Genomic DNA, 11,636 nt, shown 5'->3' with positions numbered 1-11,636 from the left:
CACAGCAAGGCGGCAGTGGAGCGGTTGCTAGCGGATCTGGCGGCCAGCGAGCCCGGCTGGCGCATCGCCAGCCTGCGCTACTTCAACCCGGTGGGCGCACACCCAAGCGGACGCATCGGCGAGGATCCCAACGGCATCCCCAACAACCTGTTTCCCTTCATCACCCAGGTGGCCGTGGGCCGGCGCCAGCAGCTGCAGGTGTTCGGCAGCGACTGGCCCACCCCCGACGGCACCGGCGTACGCGACTACATCCACGTGATGGATCTGGCGGAGGGCCATGCCGCCGCCCTGACCACCCTGCTGGGCGAACCACCACAGCTGCTCACGCTCAACCTGGGCAGCGGCCAGGGGCACTCAGTGCTGGAGGTGGTGCGGGCGCTGGAGAGCGCCAGCGGTCGCAGCGTGCCCTATGCCCTTGTGGAGCGCCGCCCCGGCGATGCCGCCACCACCGTGGCCGATCCCACGCAGGCCAGCGCACGACTGGGCTGGCGCACCCGCCGCGGCCTGCCGGAGATCTGCCGCGACGGCTGGGCCTGGCAGCAGGCCAACCCGGAGGGCTACGCCTGCGCTTCGCGAGCGGGCTGAGCGCCGGAGCTGGGGGAGAATCAGCCCAACCCATCCCCCAGCTGCGTGTCCGCCCTCACCCGTTGCCTGCAGGAAGAGGCCGCCGCCATCGCCGCCACAGCGGACCGCCTGGCACCCGAGCAGGTGGAGGAGGCCCTGGCCCTACTCGATCGCTGCGCCGACAGCCGGGCCAAGCTCGTGATCACGGGCGTGGGCAAGAGCGGCATCGTGGCGCGCAAGATCGCCGCCACGTTCTCCTCGATCGGCGTGATGGCGATCTACCTCAACCCCCTCGATGCCCTGCATGGCGACCTGGGGGTGATCGCGGCGGATGACCTCACGCTGCTGCTCTCCAACAGCGGCGAAACCCAGGAGCTGCTGGAAATTCTTCCCCATCTCAAACGCCGGGGCACCGCTCGCATCGCCCTAGTGGGCCGTTTGAACTCCAGCCTGGCCCGCGGCTGTGATGTGGTGCTCGATGGCTCAGTGGATCGGGAGGTGTGCCCGCTCAACCTGGCCCCCACCGCCAGCACGGCGGTGGCCATGGCCATCGGTGATGCGCTGGCGGCGGTGTGGATGGAGCGCCGCGGTGTCTCGCCGGAAGACTTCGCCCTCAACCACCCGGCCGGTTCGCTGGGCAAACAGCTCACCCTCACCGCCGCGGATCTGATGGTGCCGGCCTCACGGCTGCAGCCGCTCGCAGCAGCAGCACCACTGCCCGAGGTGATCGCCCACCTCACCGCCGATGGCGTGGGCGCCTGCTGGATCGCCAGTCCAGGCGACCCCAGGCGCATCCAAGGCCTGATTACCGATGGCGACCTGCGGCGGGCGTTGCAAAGTCATGGCCCGGCGGAGTGGAGCACGCTCACGGCTTCGGATCTGATGACGTCTGACCCGATCACCGTGACCGCCACCACCCTGGCCATCGACGCGATCGCCTGCATGGAGCGCAATCGCCGCAAGGCAATCGGCGTGCTGCCAGTGGTGAACGACGCGCAGCAGATGCAGGGCTTACTGCGCTTGCACGATCTGGTGCAGGCGGGTTTGGCGTGATGCAACGGCTGCGCAGGCTCTGGTGGTGCTGGCTGTGGTGGTGGCAACGCCGGCGTTTGCATCCGATCAAGGTGGTGGTATTGGATGTGGATGGCGTGCTCACCGATGGCGGGCTGTGGCATGGCCCGACGGGTGAATTGATCAAACGCTTCGATGTGCGCGATGGGCTGGGCATCCGCCTGCTGCAGCACGCCGGCCTGGAGGTGGCCTTTCTCAGTGGCGGCCGCGGCGGCGCCACCGAGGTGCGCGCCCAGCAGCTGGGCATCCGCCACTGCCTGGTGGGGGCCAAAGACAAGCCGCTCGCCCTGGCTGGCCTACGGGAGCAACTCAACGTAGAGCCGGAGCAGATCGCCTTCGTGGGTGACGACGTGAACGACCTGGCGCTGCAGGGTTCGGTGGGATTGCTGGTGGCCACCGCCGATGCAGCACTGCCCCTGCGGCGCCGGGCGGACGCCGTGCTGCTACGACCCGGCGGTCACGGGGCGGTGCGAGAGCTGGCGGAGCGGCTGCTGCGGGTGCACGGGCAATGGCAGCAGCTGAGCCGCGAAGGCTGGCGCGACCGCAACGACTAATGGCTCTCAGACCGCCAGCCTGGCAGCAATGGCGCGAGCTTCCTTGAGCTGATCGGCGGTGTCCACCGACAACGATTCACCCTCCACCGGGTAGGTGCCGATCTGAATACCCGCCTCGATCAACCGCAGCTGCTCGAGCTTCTCGATCTGCTCGAGGGGTGAATGGGGCAGCTGCTGCCAGCGCTGCAGCACATCAGCGCGGTAGCCATAGATGCCCACATGCCCCCAATAGGTGGTGTGGACATGCCAGTGCTCCGGCTCCACTCCGCGCACATGCGGCACCGCTGAACGCGAAAAGTAAAGCGCCCGGCCATCGGCGGCCAACAGGGTTTTCACCACGTTGGGATTGTGCACCTTGTCGGCGCCCATCCGATACACGGGGGTAAGCACCTCGGGGGTGGGGCGTCGATCGGCGAATTCACCGGCCATCGCCTCGATCACCTGCGGATCGATGAAGGGCTGATCGCCCTGCACATTGATGATCAGGGTGTCGGCACTCGAGCCGCCCGCGCGGGCCACCAGCTGGTCCACCACCGAGGCGATCCGTTCGCTGCCGGATGCGCAGCTAACGCTGGTGATCAGTGCAGCAAACCCCCAGGCCGCCGCACGATCCACCAGGTCCTGGCTGTCGGTGCAAAGCACAACCGCCGCCGGGGTGGTGGCCTCAGCACAACGCTCCAGCACCCTCTGCAGCATCGGCTTGCCGCCGATATCCGCCAGCACCTTGCCCGGCAAGCGGCTCGACTCCAATCGAGCCGGAACAGCAACAACGCTCTGCATCAGTCCCACAGACGAAAGGCGTCATCACGGGCGGCAAACCACTCGGCCGCCAGCCCCTCGCCCATGGTGCGCTGCTCGCGGAACCAGGGGCCCCCAAGGGTCCAGTGCAACAGCGGCGCGCCATCGGCCTTGGCGGGATCCTGTACCGCCACCAGATGGTTCCAACCCTCCGGCAGGGCACCGATCTCGTGATCACCCGCCAGCCAATGGAAGCGATGCAACTCCAGGCCCGTGGCGCTATTCACGTAATCCACGCTGAGTGCCGTGCAGCGGCTGCAGTTCAGCAGCATCAGCGAACTCCAGTTTTTCTTGGGGTAAGCGCTCTGCACCTCGCCCAGGAACTTCACCGTTTCGCCGGGCTCATGCTCGTGCTGCACGCATTGCACAGCGAACTGCTCATCGCGCTGAGCCCATAACGCCGCGATATCACCACGGGCGAGCATGTCGCAGTCCATAAAGATTGCCCAGCCCTGATAGCCCATCAGATGGGGCACCAGAAAGCGGGTGAACGAGAAAGCCGTGCTCTGCTTCGGATCCCGTTCGCGGCGGTAGAGCCCCTGACCCTCCAGCTGCGGCGTCACCAACGGTGTGATCGCCAGTGGAACGCTGCTGTGTTGATAAAGGCTGTCGATCAGCACATTGGTCGAGGCCCGTTCACGCGGGTCGTAGCCGATGAAGATCGCGATGGGCTGGGTCATAACTGGGAGCGTAAGTGGCTCCACAACGGCCGCCCCCTCCCTACCAGAGCTGCAACAGCTGCAGGATCGGCGGCCGCGGCTCGGCCCTGCGTCACGGCCCGATAGAGATCGGCCACCCGCCAAGCCTCGGTGTCGGGATCAGCGGCAAAGCGCGGAATCAGGTGCAGATGCAGATGACGCGCACCCTCGCCAAAGGCGATGGCATACACGCGCTCGCAACCGCTGAGCTGCTGCACCAGCTGCGAACCGTGCTGCACAACCCGCCCCCACTCCGCGGCTTCCTGAGCGGTGAACTCAAGCGGGCCACCCAGATGACGCACGGAATCCAGCAACAGCCAACCGGGCAGGGGCGCGGGATCGGGGTGATGACGCAGCAGCCAGCGAGCGTCGCGACCGATTTCATACCCACGCCGCTGCTCGGGGTCGCTGTGGTGGTGGCAAACGCCGCAAGACTGCACGCAACCTAATTCCGGCTCCCGGCAGTCTGATGGGACAGGATTGACTCACAGTAAGGCTCCATCCCATGCCCCTCACCCTGATCGCCGGCCCCTGCGTGATTGAGAGCCGCGATCTGGCGCTGCAGGTGGCGGAGGAGGTGAAGGCGATCACCGACCGCCTCGGCATTCACTACGTGTTCAAGGCCAGCTACGACAAGGCCAACCGCAGCTCGGGCGGCTCCTTCCGCGGCCCCGGCGTGGAGGGGGGGTTGGCGGTGCTGGCCGAGGTGAAGCAGAAGCTGAGGCTGCCGGTGCTCACCGACATCCACGAAAGCCAGCAGGCCGCACCGGTGGCCGAGGTGGTGGATGTGCTGCAGATCCCCGCCTTCCTCTGCCGCCAAACCGATCTATTGCTAGCGGCCGCAGAGGCCACGCGCGGCACCGACAAGGTGATCAACGTGAAAAAGGGTCAGTTCCTCGCCCCGTGGGATATGGCGCAAGTGGTGAAGAAGCTGAGGGAGGCCGGCGTGGAGAACCTGTGGCTCACCGAGCGAGGCAGCAGTTTCGGCTACAACACGCTGGTGGTGGATTACCGAGGGCTGCCGCAGCTTCAGGCACTGGGCTGCCCGGTGATCTTTGATGCAACCCATTCGGTGCAACAGCCCGGCGGCAAGGGCACGAGCACAGGCGGGCAGCGGGAGTTCGTGGCACCCCTGGCCAGGGCCGCCGTGGCCGTGGGGGTGGACGGCCTGTTCATGGAGGTGCACCCCGATCCGGATCAGGCCCTGAGCGACGGGCCGAACATGGTGCCGCTGCACCGACTGGAGCCGTTGCTGCGGCAGCTGCTGGACATCCGCGGCGCCGTCGGCAGCAGCCTCGCCCCCAGCCATGCTTGAGCGGTGGCGCCGGCTGAGGCGGGAGCTGGGCTGGTACCAACGCAGCTGGCGGCGACAGCTCCTCGGGGAGCGGGCCGAACCCAGCGAGTGGCAGGGGCTCGCTGCCTATCGGGGCCTGGTTCAGCAGGCCTGGCGACAGGCGCCGCTGCACCCCGAGGTGGTGGCCGATGTGTGGAGCGGCGGCCAGTTCCGGAGCGCCGCTGGCCTACCGGCCTTTTTCAACCCAAGCCAGCGCGAACGGGAAGGCTCCTCCCACCATTACGGCCACGACATCCAGCTCAAACGCCATGGGGAGCTGCCCCTAGTGGGCAGACCGCTGCCCTTCCTGCTGGAGCACGGCTTGAAGGTGTCTGAGGAGGCACAGTTCGAAACACCGCGCCCCTGGGCCCGTGGCGGCTACCTGTGCATGGGGCCCCTGCGGGCCCGCTGGCTGCGGGAGCGCTATGGCTGCGCGGCCCAAGCGATCGGGCCCTGGATCCTCTATGCCAGGCCGCTGCTGGAGGACGCTGAGCTGGCGGAACGCCGGCAGCAGCTGGGCAAAACGCTGCTTGTGGTGCTCGCCCACAGCTGGGACCGAGTGCAGCGGCACAGCGATGACCAGGCCTGCATCGCGGCCGTCGAGGCCCTGAGCCAGCGCCAGGGCTATCGCAGCGTGATCTGGCTGCGGCATTGGCAGGATCCGCCTGCGCTGCCCCTGCCCCCCTCCTGGATCGTGGCCTGCAACGGCCACCGCTCCAACCCCTGGTTTCTCGACAGCCTGCGCACGCTGCTGGAGCTCAGCGACGGACTGGCCAGCAATGCGTTCGGCACGCACCTGGGCTACGCCGTGGCCCTGAACAAATCCATCCACTGGCTCCATCAGCAGGCACAGCAAGACCTCTCAGCACTCACTGCCGAGCAGGCAGCTCGCGAAGCAGCGGAATGGCAGGAGCGCGAGCGGCTGGGCACGGCGCTGCAGCAGCTGTTGCAGCAGTCCGGCTCAGGGCCAGAGCAAACGCAACAACAGCTGCGGCAGCTGCTGGAGCCATACTGGGGCTTCGCCCACCACCGCGACCCTCAGACCCTGCGTCACTTGCTGAGCCAGCCGTTGGCATAAACCAGGCGGCGGTTGAGTGCCGCCAGGCCGGGCCAGCCCATGGCGATGGAGGCAGGCCAGCCAGAGCCCTGCATCCAGGAGGCGTCGTAGCGAATGGCGCGGCTTCGGGTGGGATCGAAGCGCACGCGATTGCCCGCCAGGATGTGGCTGGTGGAGCAGGGGCCCGGCGTGAGCATCGCGGCCGAGAACTCCAGCCCCAACCAGCTGCACACACTGCTCAAGGCCTGCTCCGGCGCCAACGCCAATTCCTCATAGCCGAGATGGAACAGTGGCTTCCCACACTGCCGCAGCCTGGCCTCGAGACGTTGATTCAGGCGAACCCAGCGCAGGAAGGCACGGGTTGCCGGCAGGGCCTTGCCCTTGTTGCGGCCATCGCGGGCCCGGGAATGCACCCAAGAGCGCACATCGCGCACCAGAAACAGCACCCGCACATCCAGCTCCGGCAGCGCGGCGAACGGCAGCACCAGGTCATCCTGATACGAATCCACCAACCACTCCACCGGCTCAGCCTGTTGCTGGGCATGGAGTTGCACCGCCTGGATCAGCCGTTCGAACTTGCTGGGCAAAGGCAGGTGATCGTGCTGGGGCAGCCAGGTGAGCAGCTCGCCCCACACAGGGCATAGATCCGCCGTGAGCCCACACGTGCAGATCCGCTGGTGCCGCAGCTCCGCCCGCAACCGGGCAGGCCCCCGCTGCTCCTCACCCGGCCTGGGTTTCTCCAGGATGCGCGCGGCTTCTCCCAAACCCACGATCTGCGGATGCGCTCCCAAAGCGAGATCCAAAATCGTGGTGCCGCTATGCCCTAGGCCACGGATCAACAGCAACTTGGGCAGACCCATAAGCAGGGAACAATCCCAACCAGGCTGCAACCGTAGGCTGAAGCGATGCCAGCACCCGACCATCTCTCGGATTCATGCAACCTGGATCCCCGATCCAGCACCAGTGACGCCGGCACCTTTCTGCTGGGCGTTGGTGCACAGAAAGCCGGCACATCCTGGCTACACCAACAACTCCACCAGCGTGATGACGCGCACTTTGGTTTTCTGAAGGAGTATCACATTCACGACGTTCTGTACGTGGATGCATTCGCAAAATACGGCCGCAGCAGGCGCTGGACCCTTGGCCCCCGCAGCCTCAAACGTCGTTGGCTGATGGGTGATACGGCCCGCTATTTCAACTATTTTCAAACGATCCTGCAACGACCCGGCATTGCACTCACGGGTGACATCACCCCCTCCTATGCCGCCTTGCCCGCCAGCGCATTGCGCAGCATTCGCGAGCAGTTTGAACAGCGTGGCATCCAGGTTTGCCCCGTGTTTCTGATGCGCGATCCGATTGAACGGTTGATCTCCAAGCAACGCATGAAGTGCCGCAAATCGGGTCGGCGCGATGCGGCCACGGAAGTGGCCGCACTACGCAGACTGGCCAGCCAACGCCCACCCAGCGCCGAGCTACGCGGCAACTACGCTCGCACATTGACCGAGCTTGATGAAGCGTTCGGCCTCAGCAATTGCTTCATCGCTTTTTACGAAACCCTGTTCACTCCAGAAACCTATGGCGCACTCTGCCGCGCCTTGAGGATTCCCTACCGCGAACCCAACTGGGATGAACAGGTGAATCGCAGCCGCACAACCACCACCGTTCCAGACGATGTGCTCGACGCCCTGGGGCGCTGGCAAGCGGGCACCTATGCAGCTGTTGCGCAACGCTGTCCCGAGGCCGACCTGGCCAACCTCTGGCCCACGGCCCATCGCTGGTGCCGGCGTTAATCAAACCAACGGCTCAATCGGCGCCAAGCGTGGATCAAGGATCTTGGGCCCCATCCCCGCAAACTTCACCGCGATCGAAATCTTCTCGCCGCTGCCGAACAGGTGGGTCACGTGACCTTCTCCGAAGGAGCTATGCAGCAGCCGATCACCCACGGCCCAGGTCTTGCTGGCCGCGGACCCTGCCAGGCGCCGTCGCACCGCATTGGCCGGCTGACCAGCGGCGCCCCCATCCTGTACGCGGCGGCTGTCGTCGCGATCGACGCGAGTGAGCCGGTCGAGCCGCTGCTCGCGGCGGATGGCGGCACCGCCACTGCGGGGGATATCGCCCTGAACCAGGGCCTCCGGCAACTCGGAGAGGAACACCGAGGGCACCGCCGGCTCGCGCATGCCACCCCATAAACGGCGCTCGCTGGCGTGCGAGAGAAACAGGCGCTCCTTGGCGCGGGTGATGCCCACGTAGGCAAGGCGGCGCTCCTCCTCCATAGCAGCGGGATCCTCGAGCGAGCGGTAGCTAGGGAACAGGCCCTGCTCCATCCCCACCAGGAACACCACCGGGAACTCCAAGCCCTTGCTGGCGTGAAGTGTCATCAGGGTCACCCGATCCTGTTCCGTGTCCTTGCTGTCGGCGTCGCTGGCCAGGGCAGCGGACGCGAGGAAATCATCGAGGGAGCCCTCCTCGTTCTCCTCCTGGTACTGCAGGGCTGCATTCACCAGTTCGTTGAGGTTGCGGCGTCGGTCTTCCGCTTCATCGGTGCCAGTGGCGATCAGCTCCGCCAGGTAGCCGCTCTGCTCCATCACCCGCTGCACCAGCTCCGAGGGGGGCGCCTCAGCGGTGCGGGCCTGGAGATCGTTGATCAGCTCGCAGAACTGCAACAGCCCCTTGGCGGAACGCCCCCCCAGGGAACGCACCGCTTCCGGATCGCTCACCACGTCCCACAACGGAATCCCCAACTGGTTCGCCGCATCCGTGAGCCGCTCGATCGTGGTCTTGCCGATGCCGCGTTTGGGGGTATTGAGCACCCGCAACAGGCTCACCGTGTCGGCTGGATTCACCAGCAGCTTGAGGTAGGCGAGCACATCCTTGATCTCGCGCCGGTCGTAGAAGCGGAGGCCACCGACCACGATGTAGGGGATGCTCCAGCGCACCAACGACTCCTCCATCGCCCGCGACTGCGCATTGGTGCGATAGAGCACCGCCATATCACCCCAGCTCAGATCCGGGTGGGCAGCATCGAGCATGCGCATGCGGTGCACCACCGCTTCCGCTTCGGCGATCTCGTCGTCGCAGCGAGTGAGCGTGATCAGTTCTCCTTCGCCGCGGGTGGGGCGCAGAACCTTGTCGATCCGCTCTGAATTGTTGGCGATCAAAGCGTTGGCCGCCTCCAGGATCGTGGCGGTGGAGCGGTAGTTCTCCTCCAACTTCACCATCGTGCGGGTGGCATCGTCTGGTGCACCATCCCCGAAGTCGTCCTGAAAGCCCATCAGGATCGTGAAGTCGGCGGCACGGAAGCTGTAGATGCTCTGGTCGGCATCGCCGACCACGAACACCGAACGGCCCTCCCAGTCATCGAAGGCATCGGGATCCCGCCCGTCGGTGACGAGCAGCTTGATCAGGTCGTACTGAGTGCGGTTGGTGTCCTGATATTCATCCACCAGCACATGACGAAAGCGACGGTGCCAGTAGTTGCGAACCTGATCGTTCTGGCGCAGCAGCTGCACCGGTAACAGCAACAGATCGTCGAAGTCGAGCGCGTTATTGGCGGCCAGCGCTCGCCGATAGCGCCGGTACGTCTCCGCCATCAACTTGCCGCGCTGGCCGCCTGCATCGGCCTCCAACTGCTCTGGCATCCAGCCCTGGTTCTTGGCGCTGCTGATCGACCAACGCACCTTCTTGGGCTCGAAGCGCTTGGGGTCGAGCCCCTGCTCCTGGGTCACGATCTCCTTCACCAGGCTCTGGGTGTCGCCCTCGTCGTAGATCGAGAACTGCCGCGTCCAGCTCAGACCCTCGGGATCGCGGAACTTGTCGATATCGAAGCGCAGCAGACGCGCAAACAGGGCGTGGAAGGTGCCGATCCACAGCTCCTTGATCACCTCGCGATAGATGCGCGAGCGCAGCTGGCGCTGCTCCACCGGCGGCAGCGTGCTCCAGGGCTGGCCGAACTGGCTCTGCGCGAGTTTCTGGGCCAGCAACAGCTCCAGCCGCTCCTTCATCTCGCGGGCGGCCTTATTGGTGAAGGTCACCGCTAGAAGCTCACCAGGGTCCACACCGTGGTGGCCGATCAGATGAGCGATGCGATGGGTGAGCGCCCGCGTCTTGCCGCTACCGGCACCAGCAACCACGAGTAGCGGCCCGGTGTGGTGGTCCACCGCCTGTCGCTGCGCGTCGTTGAGGCCGGCGAGAAAGCTCATCGAGGCAGGGTATCGCTGCTGTTGATCGGCGTGGCTGCCACACGCTGGAACAGATCCATCAGGGCCTGGAGATGGTGGGTCACGGTGAACTGCTTCAAGGCACGGGCGCGCCCCGCCGCCCCCAGACGAGCAGCCAGAGCCGGATCATCCGCCAGTCGACCGATTGCCACCGCCATGGCCGCACCGTCGCCCTCGTCAACCAGCAGACCGGTGTGGCCATCGAGCACCACCTCCGGGATCCCGGCATGGCGGGTGGCTACTACGGGCACGCCACTGAGCTGGGCCTCCATCACCGCCACCGGCGACCCCTCCTGATCACCATCCGGACCGGTGAGCGAGTGCTGCACAAAGCCGCGGCTGTGGCGCAAGCGTTCCGCGATCTGCGGCGGCAGTTCAACCCCGGTGAACTGCACGCGCTCGGACACGCCCAACTCCACTGCCCGGCGACGCGCACAGTCGAGCAGCGGCCCCTCACCCACCATCACCAGCTGCAGCGCGGGGCGGGTGCGGGCAGCGATCGCGAACGCCTCCAGGGTGATCAACGGGCCTTTCTTGGCCACAAACCGCCCCACCGAGAGGAAGCAAGGCGGCGCGGCGGCGGGCTCGCCGCCATCAAACAACTCAGCGTTGGCGCCCGAGGGGCTCACCAACATCGGCAATGGAGAGGGCCGGGGCGGCTCCAGCTGCCGCAGACGCGCCGCCATCGGTTCGCACTTCACCACCACTGCCGATGCCAGAGTGAGGAGACGCCGGTAGCGATGGGCCAGGCGACCCAGATAACGCTGGGAGGAGGCGTCAGCGCCGCGGAAATGCACCACCAGCGGCAGACCGGTGGCTGGCACCAGCTCCATGATCCGCACCGCATGAAACCCGAACTCCGCCAGGACCAGCGAAGGGCGCTCATGCACGCAGATCCAGGCGGCCACCAGGCTGGGCAACCAGGTGGCCGCCCGCTGCCAGCCGCAGCGATCGAGGAGCTTGCTCACCCCAACCGCCAGGCCATAGGCCAGCCGCAACGGCGGGCCGCGCCAGGGCCACTCATCGCCGCAATACACCGTGGTGCTGCAGGGCAAGCCGCGCAGGTTGGCGCGGATGAAGGTTTCGGAAGCCCGTCGCCGCGACGGGGCGAACACCAGCAGACGCAACGCCGATGGAGGGGTCGTTCTCATCGGCTCAGCCACGGATCCAGGAGCTCCAGAAAGCGCTGGCTCTGCCGGCTGGGGCTGAAGCGCTCCAGCACCGCCCGGGCGGCCTGGCCCAATCGGGCCCGGGTGTGCGGTTCAGCCATCAGCCGATCCAGGCCAGCCGCCAGATCACACACCGGATCGCTCGGATCCAGCGGCAGCAAGCGGCCGTTCTCAC

General features: G+C 66.4%; 12 protein-coding genes and 1 pseudogene. 6 read left to right on the top strand and 7 right to left on the bottom strand.

The window, feature by feature from the left end; translation table 11 throughout:
* The 3 genes from ACIQ2E_RS07790 to ACIQ2E_RS07780 all read left to right on the top strand — a co-directional run.
* On the top strand, window positions 1-585 hold a 585-nt coding region (locus tag ACIQ2E_RS07790; RefSeq protein ID WP_398328546.1), incomplete at its 5' end, for an NAD-dependent epimerase/dehydratase family protein.
* A 45-nt stretch (window positions 586-630) separates the two neighbouring features.
* Window positions 631-1,617, top strand: a complete 987-nt coding sequence (locus ACIQ2E_RS07785) for an SIS domain-containing protein (protein ID WP_398328543.1) — start codon at window positions 631-633, stop codon at window positions 1,615-1,617.
* On the top strand, window positions 1,617-2,189 hold the full coding sequence (locus ACIQ2E_RS07780; protein WP_398328540.1) for a KdsC family phosphatase: 573 nt from the start codon (window positions 1,617-1,619) through the stop codon (window positions 2,187-2,189). The genes ACIQ2E_RS07785 and ACIQ2E_RS07780 overlap by 1 nt, the downstream gene beginning before the upstream one ends.
* Before the next feature lie 6 nt (window positions 2,190-2,195).
* Here the strand turns inward: ACIQ2E_RS07780 and kdsB are convergent, their stop codons facing one another.
* From kdsB to ACIQ2E_RS07765, 3 genes are read right to left on the bottom strand one after another with little or no spacing between them, the layout of a single operon-like run.
* Window positions 2,196-2,978, bottom strand: coding sequence for a 3-deoxy-manno-octulosonate cytidylyltransferase (kdsB, locus tag ACIQ2E_RS07775; RefSeq protein WP_398328537.1), 783 nt, complete (start codon window positions 2,976-2,978; stop codon window positions 2,196-2,198).
* Window positions 2,969-3,667 (bottom strand): hypothetical protein, encoded by a 699-nt coding sequence (locus tag ACIQ2E_RS07770; RefSeq protein WP_398328534.1) that lies wholly within the window; start codon window positions 3,665-3,667, stop codon window positions 2,969-2,971. The genes kdsB and ACIQ2E_RS07770 overlap by 10 nt, the downstream gene beginning before the upstream one ends.
* Window positions 3,664-4,125, bottom strand: a complete 462-nt coding sequence (locus ACIQ2E_RS07765; protein WP_398328531.1) for an HIT family protein — start codon at window positions 4,123-4,125, stop codon at window positions 3,664-3,666. The genes ACIQ2E_RS07770 and ACIQ2E_RS07765 overlap by 4 nt, the downstream gene beginning before the upstream one ends.
* Window positions 4,126-4,190: 65 nt before the next feature.
* Between ACIQ2E_RS07765 and kdsA the strand changes: the two genes are divergently transcribed.
* Window positions 4,191-5,000 (top strand): 3-deoxy-8-phosphooctulonate synthase, encoded by an 810-nt coding sequence (gene kdsA / locus ACIQ2E_RS07760; RefSeq protein WP_398328528.1) that lies wholly within the window; start codon window positions 4,191-4,193, stop codon window positions 4,998-5,000.
* On the top strand, window positions 4,993-6,096 hold the full coding sequence (locus ACIQ2E_RS07755; protein WP_398328525.1) for a hypothetical protein: 1,104 nt from the start codon (window positions 4,993-4,995) through the stop codon (window positions 6,094-6,096). The genes kdsA and ACIQ2E_RS07755 overlap by 8 nt, the downstream gene beginning before the upstream one ends.
* Here the strand turns inward: ACIQ2E_RS07755 and ACIQ2E_RS07750 are convergent.
* Window positions 6,069-6,935: a sulfotransferase family protein gene (locus ACIQ2E_RS07750; protein WP_398328522.1), complete on the bottom strand. Its 867-nt coding sequence runs from the start codon at window positions 6,933-6,935 to the stop codon at window positions 6,069-6,071. The genes ACIQ2E_RS07755 and ACIQ2E_RS07750 overlap by 28 nt on opposite strands.
* Window positions 6,936-6,980: 45 nt before the next feature.
* Between ACIQ2E_RS07750 and ACIQ2E_RS07745 the strand changes: the two genes are divergently transcribed.
* Entirely contained in the window at window positions 6,981-7,865 is an 885-nt protein-coding gene (locus ACIQ2E_RS07745) for a sulfotransferase family protein (RefSeq protein WP_398328519.1), read from the top strand.
* Here ACIQ2E_RS07745 and ACIQ2E_RS07740 read toward each other — a convergent pair whose 3' ends face one another.
* The 3 genes and pseudogenes from ACIQ2E_RS07740 to ACIQ2E_RS07730 form a co-directional block, all read right to left on the bottom strand.
* On the bottom strand, window positions 7,866-10,274 hold the full coding sequence (locus ACIQ2E_RS07740) for a UvrD-helicase domain-containing protein (protein ID WP_398328516.1): 2,409 nt from the start codon (window positions 10,272-10,274) through the stop codon (window positions 7,866-7,868).
* The gene (locus ACIQ2E_RS07735; RefSeq protein ID WP_398328513.1) at window positions 10,271-11,443 is read right to left on the bottom strand and encodes a glycosyltransferase; all 1,173 of its coding nucleotides are present in this window, start codon (window positions 11,441-11,443) and stop codon (window positions 10,271-10,273) included. The genes ACIQ2E_RS07740 and ACIQ2E_RS07735 overlap by 4 nt, the downstream gene beginning before the upstream one ends.
* Window positions 11,440-11,636: pseudogene (locus ACIQ2E_RS07730) on the bottom strand (glycosyl transferase); the annotation flags it as partial. The gene ACIQ2E_RS07735 and the pseudogene ACIQ2E_RS07730, both read right to left, overlap by 4 nt.

The organism is Vulcanococcus sp. (assembly GCF_044369115.1).
GTDB lineage: Bacteria > Cyanobacteriota > Cyanobacteriia > PCC-6307 > Cyanobiaceae > Vulcanococcus.
The sequence above is the reverse complement of the archived record's forward strand: the minus strand, read 5'-3'. Positions and strand labels throughout refer to the sequence as shown.

What these genes read in the sequence shown, in the direction of transcription:
- ACIQ2E_RS07780 (WP_398328540.1), top strand. Translation starts at nt 1,617, where the DNA reads ATGCAACGGCTGCGCAGGCTCTGGTGGTGCTGGCTGTGGTGGTGGCAA.
- ACIQ2E_RS07770 (WP_398328534.1), bottom strand. Translation starts at nt 3,667, where the DNA reads ATGACCCAGCCCATCGCGATCTTCATCGGCTACGACCCGCGTGAACGG.
- kdsA (WP_398328528.1), top strand. Translation starts at nt 4,191, where the DNA reads ATGCCCCTCACCCTGATCGCCGGCCCCTGCGTGATTGAGAGCCGCGAT.
- ACIQ2E_RS07755 (WP_398328525.1), top strand. Translation starts at nt 4,993, where the DNA reads ATGCTTGAGCGGTGGCGCCGGCTGAGGCGGGAGCTGGGCTGGTACCAA.
- ACIQ2E_RS07750 (WP_398328522.1), bottom strand. Translation starts at nt 6,935, where the DNA reads ATGGGTCTGCCCAAGTTGCTGTTGATCCGTGGCCTAGGGCATAGCGGC.
- ACIQ2E_RS07745 (WP_398328519.1), top strand. Translation starts at nt 6,981, where the DNA reads ATGCCAGCACCCGACCATCTCTCGGATTCATGCAACCTGGATCCCCGA.
- ACIQ2E_RS07740 (WP_398328516.1), bottom strand. Translation starts at nt 10,274, where the DNA reads ATGAGCTTTCTCGCCGGCCTCAACGACGCGCAGCGACAGGCGGTGGAC.
- ACIQ2E_RS07735 (WP_398328513.1), bottom strand. Translation starts at nt 11,443, where the DNA reads ATGAGAACGACCCCTCCATCGGCGTTGCGTCTGCTGGTGTTCGCCCCG.